Origin of the sequence: Sphingobacterium sp. UBA3519 (assembly GCF_002377215.1) — a bacterium.
GTDB lineage: Bacteria > Bacteroidota > Bacteroidia > Sphingobacteriales > Sphingobacteriaceae > Sphingobacterium > Sphingobacterium multivorum.
This window is the reverse complement of sequence record NZ_DFPI01000035.1, coordinates 53,742-76,068: the sequence shown is the minus strand read 5'-3', so window position 1 is coordinate 76,068 and position 22,327 is coordinate 53,742. Positions and strand designations below refer to the sequence as shown.

Below are 22,327 nucleotides of genomic sequence, written 5' to 3'. Positions count from 1 at the left end.
ATGTTTTAATAAAGTAAGTGAGTGCTTACATTTTGTTTTTTTAATAAATATGTAAACCAGGGTATCAGAATAAATGCTGAATAGAGTTTGTTAACCGTCTAGAATGATTTAATATATAACAAGATGAATTACTGTAGATTATTGTCTATTATGTTTTTGTTTTCATTAGTTGGATTCAGTAAATATCTTGCTGCACAGTCTTCTACATATGTTATTGTCCATGGAGCTTGGGGTGGTGCTTGGCAGTTTAAAAATACGGCGGTTGAGTTAGCTAAAAAGGGAAATGAGGTGTACCGACCCACACTAACAGGCCTGGGTGAGCGTTATCATTTAGCAGATACTTCTATCCGATTACAAACGCATGTCGATGATGTTGTGAATACGATCCTGTTTGAGGATCTCCATGATATTATATTGGTCGGACATAGTTATGGTGGGATGATTATCACGGCTGTGGCAGATAGTCTTCCGGATAGAATCCGTAAATTGGTTTACTTGGATGCTATACTACCGGAGGATCAACAATCTGTAATGAACTTAATGGGTAAATCCAGTGCAGCAAATGGACTGTTAAAATTAGAAAAGGATGGTTATATTTTTCCTTTCTGGGTGAAGGACATTAAGAAGCTTCCTAGGGATGTCCCCCACCCGTTAAGAACAATGACAGACAAGATCAGTTTAAAAAATCCGAAACGACTTAAAATTCCAAGTACTTACATTTTGACTTATGAGGATGGCAAAACAATTGAGGATGATGATTTTTACCCGTTTTATAGGAAGGCAAAAAATATAGGTTTTAAAACAGTCGAATTTGTTGGAGATCATAATCCACAAATAAAAAAGTTGAAAGAATTAGTAGATTTGTTGGAACAGGAATAATAAATAAGCAATAAATAGTTCAATGACGCAAGAGGAATTAATAAGAGAGTTAAGTAAGCCTGAAGTAATTTATACCGCTATGGGTATTGTTGCCATACGTATTATCGTATGGCTTCTATTTGCAAATACAATTCGAAAGACATTAAAATTGGTCGCCAAAGAAAATAGATTAATGAAGCCCAACCAATCGTGGTTAGCTGCAATTCCGCTGGTTAATATTTATTGGAATTTTCAGGTTGCTTCGCGTCTAAGGGATTCTTTGATCAATGAATTTTATGATCGAAAAATAGCTGTGGAGGAAAACCCTACGTTTAGGAAAGGATCGCTATATGCATGGATTTACCTGGCGACAAATATTCCGCTCCCACTTTCTATTTCCGGTGTACTGATCATTATGCATTTTGTGACATTGGCTAATTACTGGTTTGAAATTAACGCGAATAGAAGAATTTTAGAGGAACATAATAAATTTAGAGAAAAAGAGGTAATTGTAGACCATGAAAATTAAAGAAGTCATTGACTATTTGGAGCAATTGGCTCCTTTAGATTTGCAAGAGTCTTATGATAATGCTGGCCTTATTGTGGGCGACGCCAATAGAGAGATTACAAAGGTGCTCATTTCGTTAGACTGCACAGAAGATGTTGTAAAAGAAGCCATTGATAAAGGGTGTAATTTAATTATTTCGCACCATCCCATTGTATTTAGGGGGCTAAAAAAATTTAATGGGAAAAATTATGTGGAGCGTACGGTTATTAAAGCAATTGAACATAAAGTTGCATTATATGCCATTCATACGAATCTAGATAATGTTACCGGTGGAGTGAATACGAAAATTGCCGATAAATTGGGATTAGAAAATCAGGCTATACTGGAATCTAAAACAAATGTATTGCGAAAAATGGTCGTTTTTGTACCTAGGAGTCATGTTGAAGATGTCCGACAGGCATTGTTTGATGCGGGCGCAGGTAAAATCGGAAAACACTATGATCAATGTAGTTTTAATGCGGCGGGTTATGGTAGTTTTAGACCTTTAGAAGGGGCCGATCCTACCCTTGGGGAGATTGGTGTTCAAGAGCGTGTTGAGGAAACACGAATTGAGGTTATCTACCTGAAATCTATTGAAAGAAAGTTACTTTTGGCACTCTATGAAGCTCATCCTTATGAGGAAGTAGCTTATGATTTGTTTGATATTCAAAATACGGCTGCTGAAATCGGTGCAGGAATGATTGGAAATTTGGCTGAACCAATGGCTGAATTGGAATTTTTAGCTTATCTTAAGGACAAACTGAGGTTGAATGTCATTCGTCATACAGCCTTATTAGATAAAAAAGTTAGTCGTGTAGCGGTCTGTGGTGGCTCGGGGGGATTTTTACTCGGTGCAGCCAAACGTTCTGGTGCTGATTTTTTTGTTACAGCAGACTATAAATATCATGAATTTTTTGATGCTGAAGGTGAAATCGTGATTGCAGATACGGGACATTTTGAGAGCGAACAATTTACGCAAGAATTATTGTACGACATTATTACGAAAAAATTTCCTAACTTTGCAACCTTAACAACAGAAATAGATACAAATCCTATAAAATACTACAGTTGATGGAACAAACCGTAGAACAAAAATTGAAAGCATTATGGCTGTTACAAGCCGTACATACTAAAATAGACAAAATTCGCCAAGTTCGTGGTGAATTGCCTATGGAAGTTGCAGATCTTGAAGATGAGATTGCGGGCTTAGAGACTCGTATTGAGAAGATCAGAATAGACTTAGACGATTTAGAAGATTCGATCGTTAAGCGTAAAAACATGATTAAGGATGCCCAAGCTGCTATCAAAAAATATGAGTCGCAGCTGAATGAGGTAAAGAATAATCGTGAGTACGACGCTATTTCGAAAGAAATAGAAATCCAAGGTCTTGAGATTCAGGTTTGCGAGAAACGAATCAAAGAAGCAGAATTTGAGATTCGTAACAAAACAGAAAACTACGATACTACTGTAGGAAATCTTGAGTATAGCAAAAGCGAACTTGAGGGAAAAAAGAAAGAATTGGAAACAATTACTTCTGAAACTCAAAAAGAAGAAGATGCATTGTTAGCAAAAGCTGCTGAGGCTGAAGCGAATATCGAAGAACGTTTGGTAAAGGTATACTACCGTTTGCGTAACTCGTTTAAAAACGGACTTGCTGTTGTTTCGATCGATCGTGATAGCTGTTCAGGATGTCATAATAAGATTCCTGCTCAAATGCAATCAGAAATACGTCAACGTAAGAAAATCATCATTTGTGAACACTGTGGTCGCGTTTTGGTTGATGAAGGAATTGTGTTAGAAATCGAACAAGAGTACGGTTTCTAATCCTCAATAAATAAAGGAAGGTCCTGCTGTAAAGCAGGACTTTTTTTTTGTCATATTTTTTATGCAACTTTGTTGATATACTAACTAGGTCCGCTTACAAAAGTGTAGTTTTGTGTGTGGTAAATTTAACCTTTAAACGTTTATGAATAAAACTCATTTCAAGTTATTTGCTGCCTTTTTGCTCGGTACATCCTTTCTGCAAACAAAAGCGCAAGAAACCCTATTGCTTCGAAATCCAAGTATTAGCGCCAACAATATTGCTTTTGTCTATGGTGGAGATATTTGGATTGCCGAAAAAAACGGAGCTAATCCGAGACGCCTTACAACAAATCCTGGAGTGGAACAGAATCCAATGTTTTCTCCAGATGGCAAGAAAGTTGCATTCACAGGAAATTATGACGGAAATACAGACGTATATGTAATCCCTGTAACGGGTGGTGAGCCCAAACGGATCACTTATCACCCTTCTTCGGATGTATTGCGGGGATGGCTCAATAATGATGAAGTATATTATACGACATCTCGTGATTTCACCTATGCTTTAAGTCCACGATTATACAGTTCCAATATTCAAATGTCAGGAATGGACAAGGCGCTTATTATGCCTGAAGCGACTCAGGGAAGCCCTTCTGCTGATGGTCGTTACTGGGCTTATATCAAAAACACTGACCCTACTGAAAGAGATCGAGTTGCCTTTAAACGCTACCGGGGTGGTGGTATGCCGACAATTTGGATCTTCGATACGAAAACCAAACAAATAGAAGCTATTCCGCAGGTTAAAAGTAATGATGTTAAACCATTATGGTTGGGAAATAAGATCTACTTCCTTTCCGATCGTGATAAAATTGTTAACATCTATAGTTATGATACCAAATCCAAAAAGGTAGAAAAGCTAACGGATTTTAAAGATTACGATGTGCGTTCGCTGAATGGAAATGGGACTGAGTTGATCTTTGAATATGCTGGCGTATTAAATACGCTAAATCTGAGCGATAATAAAGTCATTCCTTTGCATATTACGGTGAATACAGATGTAATGTACAAAAGACCGTATTATAAAGACATTAAGGACGATATACGTTATGCTACCCTATCGCCAACAGGCCAACGGGCATTATTAGAGGCGCGGGGAGAGATATTTACGGTACCTAAGGAGAAAGGTGAAGCCCGAAATTTATCTAATTCTCCGGGTTCTCATGAGCGTTTTCCGGATTGGTCTCCAAATGGAAAATGGATTTCTTATATTTCAGACAAAAATGGATCTTATCAGTTGGTGCTGATGGATCAATTTGGAAAAGATAAACCTCTGTACTTTAACTTAGGAGAAACGAACTTCTATTTCGAGCCAACATGGTCACCGGATTCCAAGAAGTTGTTTTACAATGATGCACATCTTAATCTGTTCTATATTGATATCGCTTCAAAGGCCATTGTTAAAGTTGCAGACGATAAATTGAGCGGTCAAACTGGCCGTGTATCCAATCATTTCCAACCAAGCTGGTCTCCTGATTCAAAATGGATATCCTTTATACGTACATTGGAAAATGGGGTACCCGCTGTGTTTATGTATAACTTGGATACAAAGAAAACTCAGCAAATTACGGATGGTATGAGCTCTGCACGTAGTACAGCTTTTTCTCAGGATGGTAAATATCTATTTTTTACAGCGAGTACAAATACAGGGTTGACAAATTCTGGCTTACATATGTCCGCGGTGCAGCGTAATGTTGATTATGCCGTATATGGCTTTATTTTATCCAGCAAAACGCCATCATTCTTTAAGAATGATAGTGATGAGGAACAAATCCGTGAGGATAAGGTGGATAGAAAGGAAGAAGGAGATGGTGATAAAAAAGATCGTGTAAAAGAAAACGATAAAAAATCACCTAAAAAGGATAAAAAGGAAGAGGCAGTGGCAAGTAAGCCCATTGATAAATCTATTCAAGTTGACTTCGATCGTATAGAAAACAGAATAGTTGCCCTCCCTTTACCTGCTGGACCTTATTGGAATTTGAATGGTTTAGTGCCAAATCAATTGACTTACCAACGCGGGGGAACAATCGGAGCATATGATTTTAAGGATCTCGAAAACAAAACCTTAGTGGAAAATGCCCGTAGTTTTGTTATTAGCGCCGATGGTAAGAAGATGTTATATCAAACGGGAAATGGATTCAATATTGTAACAGCTGGGCAAAAAGTAGCCTCTCCTACTGCCGGCGAAGTTAAGCTAGGCGGAATTCAGCAATTGGTGGATCCCGCTGCCGAATGGAAACAGGTATTCAATGAAGTTTGGTCAATGCAAAAAGACTATTTTTATGTTGAAAACATGCATGGTGCTGACTGGAAAGCGATGAAAACCAAATATGAAAAATTCCTGCCTTTTGTAAACCATCGTTCTGATCTTGGTTATTTATTGAATGAAATGATGGGAGAAATGGTCGTGGGACACAATTATATCTATCCTGGAGATCAACCTTCCACGCCGTCGGTTTCAGTTGGTGTGTTGGGAGCAGATTATACGTTAAAGAATGGTTACTATCAGATTGCTAAATTGTTTACGCGTCTTGAATGGAATCCATCGTTCAAAGCCCCATTGGCTGAACCGGGATTAAACATCAAAGAAGGAGACTATATTGTTGCTGTTAATGGTGCTGAATTGACTGAAGATGAGGATATCTATAGTTTATTTGACAATACTGTTGGTAAACAAGTTACGTTGAAGGTCAATTCAAAACCTTCATTGGTCGGCGCTCGTGAAGTAATCGTTAAACCGATCTCGTTTAGCGACGAGATGAATTTGCGGAGCATGGAATGGGTTGAAAGGAACCGTAAGAAAGTAAATGAATTGAGTAATGGGCAAATAGCTTATGTTTACATGCCAAATACCGGTGCTGAAGGTTATACCTATTTCAATCGTTATTATTTCGCTCAGATGGATAAAAAGGCTCTTCTGATGGATGAAAGAAACAATGGTGGTGGCTGGGTGGCCGATTATGTCATTGATCTTTTGTCCCGTGAACTGATTGCTGGTTGGGGAATTCGTGATGGAAAAGGATTTACTACACCAGGAAATGGTATTTATGGACCTAAAGCCATGATCATTAATGAAAATGCAGGTTCAGGTGGCGATATGATGCCTTATATGTTCCGTTTTAAAGGGCTGGGTAAATTGGTTGGTCGTACGACAATGGGGATTTTGGTTGGCATAAGTGGCTATCCTCCTTTATTGGATGGCGGCCGTATTACTTCGCCAAACTTCGGTGTATATGACCTCAAAGGAAATTGGATTATTGAAAATGAAGGTGTGGCTCCTGATGTATTTATCGAACAATTGCCTAAAGATCTTTTGGAGGGTCGTGATCCTCAACTTGAAAGAACGGTGAAGATATTGTTGGAAGAAATGAAAACGTATCCTTACAAAAATTTACAAAAACCAGCCGATCCTATTCGGGTGAATTAAAAGAGTATAAATCTAAGGGCTTTGAAGAGATTCAAAGCCCTTTTTTGATCATATAGTTTGTATGTAACTGCATCCATATCCGAGATGATTGAATATATCTCGTGTAGTTTTTATCGTAATTAGATCATATCATTCGTTTTCATTAGGCCAATACAAATCAGATGCTAAAATTTGATTGGACATGACAATTTTAATAAATCTTGCTTTTATTGTTATCTTTAACTGATATTTACTAGATATGTTTCCTGAAAAAACACCCCATCCGTTTCAATCTTTATTACGTTTGATCTTAATGGTTATTGGTTTTTCCATTCTTTCGCAGATTATTGCCATTCTGATTATTGCAAGTTATTATTCATTTACAGGGCAGGTCTTCTCCTTGGAGTCTATATTGAATGGATCTGCCAATGATATGCGATTTATGTTGTTAATGAGTAGCTTGGGATCTTTTGTTGTGCCAGCTTATCTGATGAATACACGCGAAGGATATGGTAAAGCCTATTTTAAATTGAAAAATTGGCCTAGCGGAATGCAATTTGGCTATATATTTTTAGCAATGCTTTCTTTTATGCCTTTGATGAGTCTGATCGGTCATTGGAATGAATCCTTACAATTGCCCGATAATATGCAATCTTTGCAGCGTTGGTTGGAGCGTAGTGAAAAGGAATCGGCCGATTTAATCAAGGTTATTATTATGGAGTCGAGTGTATCCGGCTTTTTGTATAATATTGTTATACTGGCTTTGATTCCGGCCATAGGTGAAGAATTGTTGTTCCGCGGTGTTTTGCAAAAAATAATGGGAAGATGGTTGAGCAATCAGCATGTGGTTATATGGCTTGTTGCCATTATTTTCAGTGCGATACACCTGCAATTTTTTGGTTTTGTTCCCCGCATGTTATTGGGCGCTTTTTTTGGCTATCTTTATGTATGGAGCAAGAACATCGTACTGCCCATTTTTGGACACTTTGTCAACAATGCCGGAGCCACAATCGGGGCATTTTATTACGTAAGAGAGGGTAAGAGTTATGATGAATTCAATGCATTTGAATTGCAATCTTGGTGGATATATCTTGTAGGCTTCATTTTTACTCTTATTTTTGTATTCTTATTTTATAGATCAACGCAAAAAGAAAATAATGGAGAACGATTGGAAAAAAATTAAAACATATACAAATGCGATTCAGGCCGAGATAGTCAAGCAAATGCTGGAAGAAAATGGTATTCCTACTGTCGCAATGAATAAACAAGATTCTTCTTATTTATTTGGGAAAATTGAACTCTATGTCAGTGAAGGATCTATTGATCTGGCCGAAACATTAATTGAGGAAGCAGAAAGAGGGCTTTAAGAGATGAAAACAAGAGCAATAACGGGAGTAATCTTTGTGGCTGTCATGATAGCTGCCACTCTTTTGGGCGCTTATGTCTATTCCATTTTTTTTACACTGCTCAGTACATGGTGTCTTTATGAATTCTATGGAATAGTTTCATCCGAAGAACGCGCCCCAAATAAGTGGATAGGCATAACACTGGCCTTACTCTTATTTGTTTTGGGCTCATTAGTTTCGATGGACCTGCTTGCGGTAAAATTTTTAGCACTGATTATCCCATTTATAAGTGCGACTTATATTATTTCACTTTTTCAGAAGAGAACTTTTCCTTTCAATGATATTGCCTATACTTTTTTGGGTATAGCTTATGTTACATTGCCTTTCTTCCTATTTTCCAAATTAGGGTTTCTGCAAGGTACTTTTAACTATGTACTGCCCTTAGGTTTTTTGATCTTATTGTGGACAAACGATACCGGGGCATATCTCGCTGGACGAAGCTTTGGAAAACGTAAATTATTCGAACGGATCTCACCAAAGAAAACATGGGAAGGTTTCTTTGGGGGCTTGATTTTGGCTATTGTTGCTGCTGTAAATCTGGAAAAATATTTTGGTTATCTTCCACTTTGGCAATGGGTAAGTATTGCGGCAATTATCAGTATTGTTGGAACATTGGGGGATTTAGTAGAGTCTATGTTAAAGCGTAGTTTGCACGTAAAAGATTCCGGAAATATATTGCCTGGACATGGTGGTTTTTTAGATAGATTTGATGGGTTGTTATTAGCGGCACCTATGATCTATGTTTTCTTAATTTTAATCAATTGATTGTATTATGAGTCACATTCAAAAATCTACATTTGATTTTTTAACGGAATTGAAAGCCAATAATTCTCGGGAGTGGTTTGCCGATAACAGAGCTAAATATGAAGCTGCATTGGCTGATGTGAGAAATTTTTTGACAGATTTAATTCCTGCATTGAGCGAGTTTGACCCTAAAATTAATACTTCCATTCAAGCAAGTAAATGTTTGTTTCGCATTTACCGGGATACACGCTTTTCAAATGATAAAACTCCTTATAAAAGTTGGTTTGGGGCAGGAATTTCTGTTGATGGAAGAAAGTTGCAGGGACCAGAGTACTATATTCATATTGGAGCGGAAAATTCATTTATCGCCTGTGGGTATTGGCGTCCTGAAAAGCAACATTTAGAGGCAATAAGACAAGAAATTGATTACAGTGGTGATAAATTGGATGAAATTTTAAAAACAGTATTGACTGGCAGTAATATTACGCTTTTCAAAGAAGATTTACTGAAACGTGCACCGGCCGGCTATAGTGAAGATAATCCGTTTATTGACTTTATCAAATTGAAAAGTTTTGTGTTGGATAGATCTTTAACTACAAAGGAGTTATCTGCAAAAAATGCGCTGGATAATATCGTGGCTTCCTATAAAAGTATGCTTCCTTTTAAAGAGTTTTTACAAGAAGCCATCGATACAGAATAATTATTCAGGCAAGCTGATTTTGCCCATACAGACAGCGGGAGAGTCTTTAATTTGCGCTACATTGGATTTGTTGCCTACCAAAGTCTCATTTGCTAATAGCGCAAAGAGAACGGCCTCTTTTGCATCTGGGTTGATACCCAATGTTGCAAAACTTTCAACGTTACAAGTAGGTAGGCTCCTTTTGATGTAATCGAACAGCAATGGATTGTGTAGTCCACCACCACTAATGTACACCGCTACATCGGATAGCCCTTTTGACTGCTTGCGAATGCCATTGACCATCGCATGAGCAGCAAAGCGATTGAGGGTCGCCATAACATCCTCATGTGGAATATGGCTTGTTTTCGAACAATCCTGTGCCCTTGCGAGATAAGCGAGATTAAATAGTTCCGGCCCAGTGGTTTTTGGAAAGGGCAGCGTTAGAAACTCCTCCGTTAATAATTGATTCAATAGCGCATCATTTACTTGGCCCTTTTTAGCCATATAGGCATCTTTATCCATTTCCTGATCAAAATTTACCTTCATGTATTGGTTCATCATTGTATTGCCTGGACCGAGATCTGTCGCATAAGCTTTCGACTTTGTTTGATGGCTTGGGATAAATGTGAAATTAGAAATACCGCCAATATTCAATAAGAATCGATTTTCTGTTGCATGCGAGAAAAGAAGGTAGTCGCCATAGGCTGCCAAAGGTGCCCCTTCTCCTCCTGCAGCAATATGTTTTTGCCTAAAGTCAGATAGGGTTATGATACCTGTATCTACCGCGATATGATCTCCATCTCCAATCTGTAAAGTGCTGTTGGGCCAGTTGCGGTCTTTGGTCAACGATTGAGGAGCATGGTATACGGTTTGCCCATGGCTGGCTATACAATCAATCTCACTGCTTGATAGATTCCATTGTTGCAATGCTGTGTTGATTAATTTGGCATGCGTGACTCCAATATAAGCATGGAGTCCCGAAAATAATTGCTGGTCGATATTTCGTTTTGCAAAAACTTCACGCACCCGCTCTCTAAAATCATCCTCATAAACCATTGTAGTAAAATTCTCGAGCTGTATTTTCGTTGTTTTACCTGCATTTTCTATGCGGCACACGGCGATATCAAGACCATCCAGGGATGTTCCGGACATCAGGCCAATAATACGACGTTCTTTCTTTTGTGAAATTTGGTAAAGTCTTTCGATTTGAGGATTCATAGCTTAAAAATAAACACAAAAATGTTATGATGAATATCATTTTTGACAATTGAAGATATTTTGTAACTTCACGGCATTAAAAATCAAAAAATTAAATACAATGAATTTTCCAGCAGAATTGAAATACACCAAAGATCACGAATGGATTCGTGTTGAAGGTGATGAAGCAGTTGTAGGGATTACCGATTTCGCTCAACGTGAATTGGGTGACATCGTTTTTGTTGACATAAACACTGTAGGTGAAGAAGTAGCCGCTAATGAAGTTTTCGGTACAATTGAAGCCGTAAAAACAGTTTCTGATTTGTTTTTACCTGTAGCAGCTACGATTTTATCGGTGAATGAAGCTATTGATGCATCTCCTGAATTGGTCAATTCTGATCCTTATGGTGAAGGCTGGATTGTTCGTATTAAATTGAACAACGCTGCTGATGTTGACGCTTTGTTATCTGCTGATCTGTACAAAGAAGAGATCAACGCATAAATTTGATATATAAAAAAATAAAATAGGGGCCTTTTGGCCCCTATTTTATTTTTCGTCGTTTATTGGGTTTTTAAGGTGGTCTTTATTTTTGCTTCAGGCATATCCACGGCACTTGTCATTTCTGTACTCGTGGTAAGACAGGTCTTTTTATCCAAGACATAGAAGCCCTGTACGTTGCCTACCTGATTTGCATCCGGACCGAACATTTTTCCTTCAACATTTACTTTATAGCCTAGCTCATTTGCTTCTATTAAAGTCATTTTGTTTTCTACTGAAATGCCTGAATCATCTGATTCAGTTTTGGATGTCCAAGAATCACCTATTTTAATCGGCTGTTCAGGCAATACTGTAGTTATATTTTCGAACATACTTTTATCAAATGGCATGTTAATGCCCTCAGGCAACTTGATATCGGAAGATTTGCCAAGTTGATCAACATTAAAGCTAATGCTATTTTCGAGCAACTTGCCTAAGGTCGCATGCATCTGTTTAGAAAATTCATTGGCCTCGGGGTTTTTAGAGTCGTAAGTCATATCCATTCCTGCCATATTCATTTTCATGTTGATTCCGGTATATTTAAGATCGAACGCAAATATGTTGTCTTTTTTCGTCGTATTGGTGATATCAAAGCCCATATTAAGGTCTGTCACCATTTTTTGGCCAGCAGCGTCAATATCCATGGTCATCACAAGATTTTGTGATATTTTTTTCCCTGAATCGGGATTTACGCGTAATGTGTATTTCTTTTGTGCGGAAGCAGATATCACGAGAAATGCAAATACAGCCATTAAAGAGGCAATTCTTAATTTTTTCATATATGGAATTTTAATTTTTTTAGTAAGCAACAATTGGCCAGTTTAAATATAAAAAAAAATCCCTTTCACACAGTAAAAGGGATTTTAATTTTTTTAAGGATGTAATTCGTATTACTTCTTGATATAAGATACTTCTTTCACAGCTTTAACAACTTTCTCAACGCTAGGTAAAGCAGCTTCGATCAATGTTGGAGCATAAGGAAGAGGTACATCTGCACAATTTACGCGGATAACTGGGGCATCTAAGTAATCAAATGCATTACGTTGTACATTGAATGCTAAGTCGGTAGAAATAGACGCTAGTGGCCATGCTTCTTCCACGATTACCAAACGGTTTGTTTTCTTAACAGACGCGATGATTGTAGGGTAATCGATAGGACGTACCGAACGCAAGTCAATCAATTCAACGCTGATACCTTCTTTTTTCAATTCTTCAACTGCAGGAATGACAACGCGAGGAAGCATTTTACCAAAAGACACAACAGTTACATCTGTACCTTCTTGGATAATATTAGCTTTTCCGATTTCTAAGTAATATTCTTCTTCAGGAACTTGTCCTTTATCACCATACATGACCTCAGATTCCATGAAGATAACAGGATCTGGATCGATAATAGCTGATTTCAATAAACCTTTAGCTTCATATGGGTTCGAAGGAACCACAACTTTTAAACCTGGTGTATTTGCAAACCAGTTCTCAAAGTTTTGAGAGTGTTGTGCTGCAAGCTGACCCGCATTTCCTGTAGGACCACGGAAGACCATCGGAATAGAGAACTGTCCACCACTCATCGAGTGAATTTTAGCTGCCGCATTGATTACTTGGTCAATTGCAACAAGTGAGAAGTTGAATGTCATGAATTCAACAATTGGCTTCAAACCATTCATTGCCGCACCAACAGCAATACCAGCAAAACCAAGTTCAGCAATAGGTGTATCAATGATACGCTTTGCACCGAATTCATCAAGCATACCCTGACTTACTTTGTAAGCTCCGTTATACTCAGCAACTTCTTCTCCTAATAAAAATATTTTGTCGTCTTTACGCATTTCTTCGTTCATTGCTTCACGAAGTGCTTCTCTGAATTGTATTTCTCTCATCAGTTGTAAAATAGTGTCAATTTTTAGATTACAAATCTACTATTTAAAATTGATATTTTGAAGATTTGAACCTGCTAATTCTATAGTTTTATGTCATTTTTTAATAAGTAAATGACTTTTGTATTAAATTTTTGAATAGAAGTTGTTCAGATAGTCCAATGTCTTTATAAGTGCCTTATTACTATTCATTATCGCCAATGGAATGTTCCACGTGGCACGGTTCCTTTTCTCCACGTAATTCGAAATTCCACGAATCTCGATTACGGGAACAGTCATTTTGTCGGCAGCATAGAAAACAGCGGCTCCCTCCATACTTTCAATAAGGCTATCAGGATGCAGTTTTTGAACTTTTTCAATACTTTCTGTACTACCATGGACTTTGTTTACGGTAATTCCTTCCCCCTGCTTTAAAAAAGGAAGCCTAAGTTCCTTGTCATTCAGGAAACACGAAGTAAATTTAGACTTTCCATAGCCCAATTGATCTATTGGAATAAAATTATGACCGTCTTCCGCGCCCAGTTCAACAAATGATTCCGAAACGACTTGAACAACTGAGCCTATTTTAATATGTCGGTCCAAACATCCCCCTATCCCGATATTAATGAGGAGATCATATTTTTTTTCATGTAGCACTCTTCCTAGCTCAAAGGCTGTGGCCACCATGCCCACACCAGTGATTAGGGTATCGCATTGACTGTAATTTGGCACCACTTCCAGAAAAGGCTGCAATTCAAATGAAGTAGCCGCAATCACTAATATTTGCATGATAAATTCGTTTTTGATGGAAAATTACAAATTATATTGCAGGCATACCTTTTTTTAGCATAAAAATAGCGAGCTAGGAATTCGTCCTGCTTACAAATTTGAGCTTGATTATAATAATAAGGTTAACTGATTAGTTGCTACGAAATCATTTTTGATCATCGAGTCCGAACGGTGCCATTTTTAGCCTATTGAAATCAGAAACAGCTATGACCTTCTTATATATTAGTTTAGCTTTTATATACCTTTAGTTTAGAATTTAGTTAGGTTTAATTTAGGTCCAACCTATACTAAACCTAAACAAAACCTAACTAAAACCTAAGTAAAACCTAATTAAAACATAAAGAATATCATGTTAAAGTATCCGCATTATCCGGCAACACTTTTGTCAACAGGGTGCATACAAAAACTCACTGCGAAGTCTTAGCAAATTAATTCCCGAAATCATGTTACAGCTAAGAATAAGGAGCTTTTTATCCCTGTGTGATGACAAAAGGCGGAAGGCACTCCATTATATTACTATATTCTGACTTCATTCCTTAAATTGAGATGTTTTAATTGCTCTTAATGCCTTATCTTTGTATCATTATGGTATTTATAACTCGTCGCGAACGTTTCTGTGCTGCGCACAAGCTCTATCGTGAAGACTGGAGTAAAGAGCAGAATGAACAGGTATTTGGTCTTTGCTCCAATCCAAATTGGCATGGACATAATTATGATCTTTATGTAACAGTTAAAGGAAAAGTCAATCCGGAGACTGGTTTTTTGATCGATTTAAAGATCATGAAAGAAATAATCAATCGTAGTATCATTGACAAAGTCGATCACCGTAATTTCAATTTAGATGTTGATTTTATGAAGGGAGTCATGGCTTCTACGGAGAATATCGCAATCGAAATATTTAAGATCTTAAAACCGCTGTTTGATGAACAGGGTGTGATCTTGCATAGTGTCCGTTTGCATGAAACAGAAAATAATTACGTCGAATATTTTGGCGATTAATCTTTAATACATTTAAATAGTAGAAACTATGAGTCAACACTCATTTGACAACGAAGAGTTGGATGGATATATTAAGATCGACAAATACAATACTGAAAAGGTAGATCGCATCGCTGCTCATTATACAGATATATTGGAATGTCTGGGGGAAGATCCAAAACGTGAAGGTTTGGTGAAAACACCAGAACGTGTCGCAAAGGCATTCCAATTTTTGACACATGGCTATGATATCGATGCTGCGGAAGTGTTACGGGGAGCAATGTTTGAGGAGGACTACAGTCAAATGGTCGTCGTCAAGGATATTGAAGTATATTCTCTTTGCGAGCATCATATGTTGCCTTTCTTTGGTAAAGCGCATATCGCATATATTCCCAATGGTCATATTGTAGGTTTAAGTAAAATACCACGTGTCGTTGATATTTTTGCGCGTCGTCTGCAGGTTCAGGAACGTCTTACCAATGAGATCAGAGATTGTATTCAAGAAACTTTGGGCGCTCGTGGCGTAGCTGTGGTCATGGAATGTAAGCACATGTGTATGGCCATGCGTGGTGTTCAGAAACAGAATTCTGTAACCACCACCTCTGCATTTACTGGAGCATTTCAAAATGATGTCACAAGATCCGAATTTTTACGCTTGATCACTGCTGATCTTGCTTAATATATTTGTTGTTTAATAATAAAAAATAGCCCGCTAAAATATCACCTTTTAGTGGGTTATTTTTTTGATGAAATTTGGAAACAAAATAGAAAATCAAAAAATGGCAATATGGCTTTTTTATGCTTCTGAGGCGATTTCCGAAAAATGCTCTTTACAAAAGGATAATTGTATTTAATTGATATTCAGTTTTTTGTAAAAAAAAGTTTTTATCATAAAAATGTTTTTTGGTACCTTTGTGGTTATGGAAATTGTTGCCGACGATTTAGAGTCCTATTTGGAACATACTACAGACGAGGAAAATTCGTTACTGAAAAGGGTAAATCGGGAGACATATTTGAAGGAAACAATGCCCCATATGTTATCTGGACACTACCAGGGAAGAGTTCTTTCTTTATTGAGTAAAGTGGTTGCTCCGAAACGTATTTTGGAAATAGGAACGTTTACGGGATACGCAACGTTGTGTCTCGCAGAAGGGCTGCAGGAAGATGGGATATTGCATACTATCGATATCAATGCAGAGCAACAAGAACGCGTCCAAGGTTATTTTGATGAATCGGCATTTGCTGATAAAATCAAATATCATATTGGAGATGCAGCGGTAATACTACCTACATTAGATGAAACATTTGATTTGGTATTTATCGACGCGGACAAAAAGAGAAATTTATATTATTTCGAAACGATAATAAATCAAGTTCCGTCTGGGGGACTTATTTTGATTGACAATGTCTTATGGAAAGGTAAGGTGTTAGATTCAAAACCAGACAACCAAACAAAGCAGATCATTGATTTGAATGCACGTTTAGCTCAGGACAAGCGCGTAGAAAAGGTAATATTACCGATTCGAGACGGACTTTTTGCCTTGCGCAAGAAGTAATTTGTGAACTAAAACATTCTTCATGAATTTAAAACAATTAAAAAGCTTTGTACTGTTACTAGCTTTGGGAACTTTTGGATTAACAAAAGTTTCAGCTCAAAGTAATGCGGCATATGTCGATAAGTACAGTCCAATAGCAAAAGAAATGATGGAGGAACATGGTGTTCCAGCATCGGTTATCTTAGCCATCGCTATGCATGAAAGCGGAAATGGTGGTAGCAGGGTAGCAAAAAATTTGAATAACCATTTTGGTGTCAAAGGAAAAAACAACAGTACCGTTATTCGGTCAGCTTACAAAGGTTATCGGTCTGTAATGGACTCGTATGATGATTTTGTAGGAATAGTAAAAAGAAAAAAGACTACTCAGAGTCTTTTTGAAAAACATCCCGGTGAAAAATACGAAGCTTGGGTAAAAGCGATTGCTCGTTCGGGCTACTCTACGAGTAAAGGTTGGACAGCAAAAGTACTCGCTACTATTAGACAATATCATTTGGATATGTTTGATAATGATGCTAAGCAAAATAGATTCTCGTCAACAAAAAAATAAGCGCGATAGTATTGCATGAAGAAGTTTTTTTATGGCATGTTTGTATTCATGATGTTGATTACATCATGTTCAAGCCGGAGAGGCACAATTTCCTCCACTAAATCTGGCTCCAATTCAAAAACTTCTTCATCCTCTTCTGTGGGGCGACCTACCATGGCTGGCAACGACTATATTGCTCATTACAAAGATGTGGCCGTTGCAGAAATGAATAAATATGGTATTCCTGCGAGCATTAAACTTGCTCAGGCTTTACTGGAATCCGGTAATGGTAACAGTTATCTTGCGCGTGAGGCTAATAATCATTTCGGTATTAAATGTGGCGGAGTTTGGAAAGGAAAATCCGTGACTCGTCCCGATGATAATATCAATGACTGTTTTCGGGTTTATGAAAATCCCGAACAATCTTTTCGGGATCACTCAGAGTTTCTGTTACGACCGCGATATGCGGCACTCTTTAAGTTGGATAAGAACGACTATAAAGGCTGGGCCAAAGGCTTGAAAGCGGCTGGATACGCCACCAATCCGCGTTATCCTGAATTGCTGATCGAAATGATCGAAAGATATCATCTTGATCAATACGATCGCGGTGAATCGCCACGTGAAAAGGTTGTACGTGAAGAGACTGTTCAGGTCGAGATCGTACAGAATGTACAAGAAACCCCTCCTACCGTCGTAAAGACAGAAGAAATCAAGAGCCCGGTAGCTATGCGTATTCATGAGGTTAAAGCGCAGGATACGTTATATTCGCTCAGTAAGCTGTACAATGTATCCGTTGATCAGATCAAATCCCTAAACGGTCTTACCGATGATGCCCTATCTTTAGGTCAGCTATTGGTTATATCTAAATAGTTACGCTTTAAAAGATGTTAAATATTTCGCTTTTGTACAGCGATATAGTAGTTTTACGAAAGTGTTACTACAGCGATATATTTTTCTACTTATTGCCCTTGTTGGCTTTACTTCTTCACTTTTTTGCCAAGATAAAAAAGTCGAGGGTATTGTTTTTGATAAAAATACCAAACAACGTATTGGAAATGTGAAGCTGGCGAACTTGCGTACCGGGGAGGTCAATTATAATACTATTAAAGGAGAATTTGTCTTTAATGCACAGCTAGGAGATCATATTGTTGCGCTATGTAAAGGCTATTTTTCAGATACTCTTCAGGTGGATAAGCGTGGATTGTTGCTATTTCATTTGGTACGTGAATCGTTTTATATTGATGAAGTTCAGGTTTTTGCACGCAAGACGCCAGAAGAAATTCTGAAAAAAGCAAAGGAGGATTACGAGAAAGCGTATCGTCTTGCGGGTTATGGTGACGTATTTTCTGTTGGTCAAAATGGTGCTGGATTAAGCATCAATTCAATCTATAGTTTATTTAGCAAGGAGGCCAAAAGAGCACGTCGACTAACTAAAACCATTGAAAATGACTATAAGGAAAATGTGATCGATTATAAATTTTCGAAAGAGCTTATCAGCAAGATTACTGGACTAAATAGCGATGAAGCAGAACGATTTAGAAGGATATTTAGACCCTCCTATTTCTTTGTTCTCTCAGCGAGTGATTATGAACTGGCGAATTATATCAAGGATTGTTATTCACAGTATCAATTGAACCCTTCGCAATATTTTATTGAGCCTTTTCCAACAATTAATTATAAATTAGTACCGTAAACAAAAAATAGACGTTTTCAGAATGAAGTTATTCAATTTTGTCGGCATGGCTCTGCTTTGCCTTTCTATTACCAGCTTAAAAGCACAGGATCTGAAAGATCTTCGCGCTAAGCCAGATACCGTAATTTCTGTACAGAAAGAGCAACCATTAAATATTAAAACGATTCGTCCTATAGTTCCAAAACTAAACTTAGAGGTAGACTATTGGAAACATTGGACAAAATTTGGGATCAATTTAAATCAGGCGTCATTTAATGATAATTGGAAAGGTGGCGGTGTTGGTTCTATTGCTGTAGGATTGAATGCGAATCATAAATCGGATTATACGAAGGACAATTTCAATTTTGTGACCGAAGTTGATTTACGTTATGGAAAGATAAAGAATACCAATAATATTGCGAAGAAGAATAATGACCGTATATTTTGGGATAATAAGCTTTCTTATAAATTGTCTGCCAATTGGGCATTGTTTACGTCGGTGACATTTGAGTCGCAATTTGATGCGGGTTATAAGTATAAAACGGTTAACGGCAGAGATACAATAGACTATATTGAGAATGCGTTTATGGCACCAGCTTATCTGACAGAATCTTTCGGTCTTGAGTATAAGCCTAGTAACGAATTTTCCCTACGTTTCGGTACAGGTACTGCACGCCAGACTTTTATCTTGGATGAGCGTGTTAAGCCTCGTTCTGGAGAAGGTTTCTTTGAGAAATATGGCTATTATAGAGATCCTAACAATCCAAGTGCGGGTACTGGTGAACGATTTGGTGTAAAGGAAGACCGCACTTTTGCCAATGCACTGGCATTCCAGCTAACGGGTAACCTAGACAAAAACTTCACAGATAAACTGAATGTAAAGGCTCGTTATAACCTTTTTGCTGATTACGAGAAACTTTCCAATCCTACACACCGTCTGGATGTAACTGTAACGGCAAAAGTCACGAGAGTCATCAATGTGAACTTAAATGGTATTATGATCTATGATCCAGATGTTATTTCAAGAGTACAGTTGAGCCAGTCGCTGGCAATGGGTATAGTCTATAGTTTACCAAAATAATGTTTAGGTCTGTGTCAATAGGGATATTGCTTTGTTCATTGCTGTCTTTGGCAAGCTGCAAGTCGAAGATACAGCCGGTGGTTGCAAAACCGCTAGTTGCGTCATTTGCTTCTGCATTGGTTGTGGAAGAGAAAGTCGAAGCTAAGCCAGATACCAATTTATTGACACCTGAGGAAAGAAAGGTTGTTTTTTTACAGAAATCTGGAAACCATCCTTATTGGCGCCAAGAGGAAGCCATACATTATGATGTTCGTAAACCTAACTATGTCATTATTCATCATACAGCACAAGATAGTATTGGGCAGACGATCAAAACCTTTCAGATTCCAAGAACTAAAGTGAGTTCACATTATGTCATTGGCCGGAATGGGGAGATTATACAAATGTTGAACGATTATGTTCGGTCTTGGCATGCGGGGGTGGCAAAATGGGGTTCTATTGTCGACATGAACTCCTGTTCTATAGGTATAGAATTGGATAATAATGGTAGGGAGCCTTTTCCTGAGGCACAAATTAATTCATTGATGACTGTGCTTGATACCTTGAAATCGCGTTATTTAATTCCAGCAAATAATTTTATTGGCCATGCTGATATCGCTCCATCACGCAAGAATGATCCAAGCGTTTTTTTCCCGTGGAAAAAGCTTGCAGAACGGGGTTTTGGAATATGGTATGATGAAGGACAGCTTGTGGCCCCTCCTGATAGCTTTAATGCGATAGATGCGCTTAAAATTATTGGTTATGATACATCCAATCTAAAAGCCGCTATCGTTGCCTTTAAACGAAAGTTTGTCGTTCGAGATACAACCCCCGAATTGACCATATACGATAAGAGTGTATTGTACAATATCTATAAAAAATACTGAGCCTGAGCAATCAGGCTTTTTTTTATTCAAGATCCCTTTTGTCCTCTATAGGACGAGGTGCTTTCACCCCCAGTTGTACGATATAGGCGATTAACATGACAGCTAGGCAGCCAATAAGATTTAGCCAAAGAAAAGGAATCTTATTTATCGTCCATACCGCTATCACGATAATTTCGGAAAGAATGGCTGCAAGAAAAACAGCTTTGCCTTGAATTTTCTTCATGTAGAAGGCGACGATAAAGATCCCTAGGATAGTACCATAGAATAGTGAGCCCAGGATATTGACCGCTTCGAGGAGATTACCCAATCTGTTCGCATACAAAGCAACAATAACAGTAAATGTACCCCAGATCAACGTAAATAAACGCGACCACAAAAGTTCTTGTTTTTCAGATGAGGTAGGATTAATAAATCTTTTGTAGATATCAATGGTCGTTGTTGAAGCCAATGAGTTGATAGCACTTGCTGTAGACCCCATGGATGCGAGAAAAATGACCGCTATGAGTAGCCCAATTAGGCCCTTTGGGAAGACGCTCGTCACAAAAGAAAGAAAGACATAATTATTGTCATTCGTTTCCGCTGTTGGGTTGTTTTTTTTGATTAAGTCCAAAGTCCCTTCTTTTACCGCTTGCATTTTTGCATTAAGTTGACCGAGTGAGGATCGATGATCAGCAATTCTTTTTTCATCGTCGTGATCCAATGCTGTATTAAGCTGCTGAACAACAGATTCACGTGTTTTAAACAGCTCGCTATGCTTTTGTTCGAGAATCTGGTAATCAGGAGCATATTTGCTTTCTTTAAGCTTCTTGATCTCGACTTGATTGAAAAAAATGGGTGGCTGATGGAATTGATAATAGGTAAATACCAGAACTCCAATCAACAGGATCGCAAATTGCATGGGGATTTTCAGTAGACCATTCATAATCAACCCTATGCGACTTTCCTTGATCGAAGCCCCTGTCAAATAACGGCCTACTTGACTTTGGTCGGTCCCGAAGTAGGAAAGCTGTAGGAAAAAACCTCCGATTAGTCCTGTCCAAAGCGTATAGTTATTATTGAGGTCAAAAGTAAAATCCAACGCGTTGGTTTTTCCTGATTTTCCTGCAATATGAAGTGCTTTTGATAATCCAATTGACTCTGGCAGGAGATGGATAACTAATATGCCTGCTACGAGTAATGATCCAAAGATAATGCTCATTTGAAGCAACTGCGTATGAGATACGGCTTTGGTTCCTCCATAGGTCGTATAGATAACAACAAAAATCCCTATGGCCAATGTGGTCCAGGTAAGATCAATATGAAGAATGGTCGATATAATTAAAGCGGGTGCAAAGATGGTAATACCTGTTGATATCCCCCGCTGTATCAAAAAAAGAATAGCAGTGAGTCCTCTGGTTTTGACGTCAAAACGTTTTTCTAGAAATTCGTAGGCTGTAAATACTTTTAGCTTATGAAAAATAGGGACAAATGTAATGCAGAGCACAATCATGGCCAACGGAAGACCAAAGTAGAATTGGACAAAACTCATTCCAGAAGAATAGGCTAGTCCGGGGGCAGATAAGAAAGTAATGGCGCTCGCTTGCGTCGCCATTACTGATAATCCGACATGATACCAGGGTAAAGAACGATTACCTAGAAGATATCCATCAATATTTTTTATACCCCTACTCTTATAAATGCCATATATGACAATAAATAAGAGTGTCAGAAATAAAACAATCCAATCTGCTGTACTCATGAATAGTGGTTCGTGAAAATGTACAGAAAAAGGATG

The 22,327-nt window shown here is 37.9% G+C and carries 23 protein-coding genes; 18 read left to right on the top strand and 5 right to left on the bottom strand.

Going from position 1 to position 22,327, the window contains the following annotated elements; all coding sequences use genetic code 11:
* Positions 1-123: 123 nt before the first annotated feature.
* The 9 genes from B3297_RS22245 to B3297_RS22205 all read left to right on the top strand — a co-directional run bounded on the left by B3297_RS22245 (position 124) and on the right by B3297_RS22205 (position 9,518).
* Positions 124-879 (top strand): alpha/beta hydrolase, encoded by a 756-nt coding sequence (locus B3297_RS22245; RefSeq protein WP_070562680.1) that lies wholly within the window; start codon positions 124-126, stop codon positions 877-879.
* Between the two features lie 22 nt (positions 880-901).
* A complete protein-coding gene (locus tag B3297_RS22240; RefSeq protein ID WP_070562683.1) occupies positions 902-1,387 on the top strand; it encodes a hypothetical protein in 486 nt (161 codons plus the stop codon).
* Positions 1,377-2,477, top strand: coding sequence for a Nif3-like dinuclear metal center hexameric protein (locus B3297_RS22235; protein ID WP_070562686.1), 1,101 nt, complete (start codon positions 1,377-1,379; stop codon positions 2,475-2,477). Before B3297_RS22240 ends, B3297_RS22235 begins: the two co-directional genes overlap by 11 nt.
* A complete protein-coding gene (locus tag B3297_RS22230) occupies positions 2,477-3,229 on the top strand; it encodes a zinc ribbon domain-containing protein (protein ID WP_070562689.1) in 753 nt (250 codons plus the stop codon). The genes B3297_RS22235 and B3297_RS22230 overlap by 1 nt, the downstream gene beginning before the upstream one ends.
* Positions 3,230-3,371: 142 nt before the next feature.
* Complete coding sequence (locus tag B3297_RS22225) at positions 3,372-6,689, top strand: S41 family peptidase (RefSeq protein ID WP_070562691.1); 3,318 nt, start codon at positions 3,372-3,374, stop codon at positions 6,687-6,689.
* Between the two features lie 238 nt (positions 6,690-6,927).
* A complete protein-coding gene (locus B3297_RS22220) occupies positions 6,928-7,851 on the top strand; it encodes a CPBP family intramembrane glutamic endopeptidase (protein WP_286779518.1) in 924 nt (307 codons plus the stop codon).
* Complete coding sequence (locus B3297_RS22215) at positions 7,826-8,035, top strand: DUF2007 domain-containing protein (RefSeq protein WP_070562697.1); 210 nt, start codon at positions 7,826-7,828, stop codon at positions 8,033-8,035. The genes B3297_RS22220 and B3297_RS22215 overlap by 26 nt, the downstream gene beginning before the upstream one ends.
* 3 nt (positions 8,036-8,038) lie before the next feature.
* A complete protein-coding gene (locus tag B3297_RS22210) occupies positions 8,039-8,839 on the top strand; it encodes a phosphatidate cytidylyltransferase (RefSeq protein ID WP_286779517.1) in 801 nt (266 codons plus the stop codon).
* A 7-nt stretch (positions 8,840-8,846) separates the two neighbouring features.
* Positions 8,847-9,518 (top strand): DUF2461 domain-containing protein, encoded by a 672-nt coding sequence (locus B3297_RS22205; RefSeq protein ID WP_070562703.1) that lies wholly within the window; start codon positions 8,847-8,849, stop codon positions 9,516-9,518.
* Here the strand turns inward: B3297_RS22205 and B3297_RS22200 are convergent, their stop codons facing one another.
* Complete coding sequence (locus B3297_RS22200) at positions 9,519-10,715, bottom strand: anhydro-N-acetylmuramic acid kinase (protein WP_070562705.1); 1,197 nt, start codon at positions 10,713-10,715, stop codon at positions 9,519-9,521.
* A gap of 100 nt (positions 10,716-10,815) precedes the next feature.
* Between B3297_RS22200 and gcvH the strand changes: the two genes are divergently transcribed.
* Entirely contained in the window at positions 10,816-11,196 is a 381-nt protein-coding gene (gene gcvH, locus B3297_RS22195) for a glycine cleavage system protein GcvH (protein WP_070562707.1), read from the top strand.
* Positions 11,197-11,255: 59 nt separating this feature from the next.
* Here gcvH and B3297_RS22190 read toward each other — a convergent pair whose 3' ends face one another.
* From B3297_RS22190 to mqnB, 3 genes are all read right to left on the bottom strand, one after another.
* On the bottom strand, positions 11,256-12,011 hold the full coding sequence (locus B3297_RS22190) for a DUF6263 family protein (protein ID WP_070562709.1): 756 nt from the start codon (positions 12,009-12,011) through the stop codon (positions 11,256-11,258).
* A gap of 111 nt (positions 12,012-12,122) precedes the next feature.
* Positions 12,123-13,109 carry a pyruvate dehydrogenase complex E1 component subunit beta gene (locus B3297_RS22185; protein ID WP_046673190.1) on the bottom strand — a complete coding sequence of 329 codons (987 nt, stop codon included), beginning with the start codon at positions 13,107-13,109 and terminating at the stop codon, positions 12,123-12,125.
* A 123-nt stretch (positions 13,110-13,232) separates the two neighbouring features.
* Complete coding sequence (gene mqnB / locus B3297_RS22180) at positions 13,233-13,874, bottom strand: futalosine hydrolase (protein ID WP_070562711.1); 642 nt, start codon at positions 13,872-13,874, stop codon at positions 13,233-13,235.
* A gap of 585 nt (positions 13,875-14,459) precedes the next feature.
* Between mqnB and B3297_RS22175 the strand changes: the two genes are divergently transcribed.
* The 8 genes from B3297_RS22175 to B3297_RS22140 all read left to right on the top strand — a co-directional run bounded on the left by B3297_RS22175 (position 14,460) and on the right by B3297_RS22140 (position 20,553).
* Positions 14,460-14,873: a 6-pyruvoyl trahydropterin synthase family protein gene (locus B3297_RS22175; protein WP_070562714.1), complete on the top strand. Its 414-nt coding sequence runs from the start codon at positions 14,460-14,462 to the stop codon at positions 14,871-14,873.
* Between the two features lie 28 nt (positions 14,874-14,901).
* Positions 14,902-15,531: a GTP cyclohydrolase I FolE gene (folE, locus tag B3297_RS22170; protein WP_112375154.1), complete on the top strand. Its 630-nt coding sequence runs from the start codon at positions 14,902-14,904 to the stop codon at positions 15,529-15,531.
* A gap of 241 nt (positions 15,532-15,772) precedes the next feature.
* Positions 15,773-16,408 (top strand): O-methyltransferase, encoded by a 636-nt coding sequence (locus B3297_RS22165; RefSeq protein WP_070562845.1) that lies wholly within the window; start codon positions 15,773-15,775, stop codon positions 16,406-16,408.
* 22 nt (positions 16,409-16,430) lie between these two features.
* Positions 16,431-16,955, top strand: a complete 525-nt coding sequence (locus B3297_RS22160) for a glucosaminidase domain-containing protein (protein ID WP_046673195.1) — start codon at positions 16,431-16,433, stop codon at positions 16,953-16,955.
* A gap of 15 nt (positions 16,956-16,970) precedes the next feature.
* The gene (locus tag B3297_RS22155) at positions 16,971-17,804 is read left to right on the top strand and encodes a glucosaminidase domain-containing protein (protein WP_070562717.1); all 834 of its coding nucleotides are present in this window, start codon (positions 16,971-16,973) and stop codon (positions 17,802-17,804) included.
* A 61-nt stretch (positions 17,805-17,865) separates the two neighbouring features.
* Entirely contained in the window at positions 17,866-18,627 is a 762-nt protein-coding gene (locus B3297_RS22150; RefSeq protein ID WP_115046102.1) for a hypothetical protein, read from the top strand.
* Between the two features lie 22 nt (positions 18,628-18,649).
* The gene (locus B3297_RS22145; protein ID WP_112375152.1) at positions 18,650-19,687 is read left to right on the top strand and encodes a DUF3078 domain-containing protein; all 1,038 of its coding nucleotides are present in this window, start codon (positions 18,650-18,652) and stop codon (positions 19,685-19,687) included.
* A complete protein-coding gene (locus B3297_RS22140) occupies positions 19,687-20,553 on the top strand; it encodes an N-acetylmuramoyl-L-alanine amidase (RefSeq protein ID WP_112375151.1) in 867 nt (288 codons plus the stop codon). Before B3297_RS22145 ends, B3297_RS22140 begins: the two co-directional genes overlap by 1 nt.
* Before the next feature lie 22 nt (positions 20,554-20,575).
* Here the strand turns inward: B3297_RS22140 and B3297_RS22135 are convergent, their stop codons facing one another.
* Positions 20,576-22,291: a sodium:solute symporter gene (locus tag B3297_RS22135; RefSeq protein WP_115046104.1), complete on the bottom strand. Its 1,716-nt coding sequence runs from the start codon at positions 22,289-22,291 to the stop codon at positions 20,576-20,578.
* Positions 22,292-22,327 lie beyond the last annotated feature (36 nt).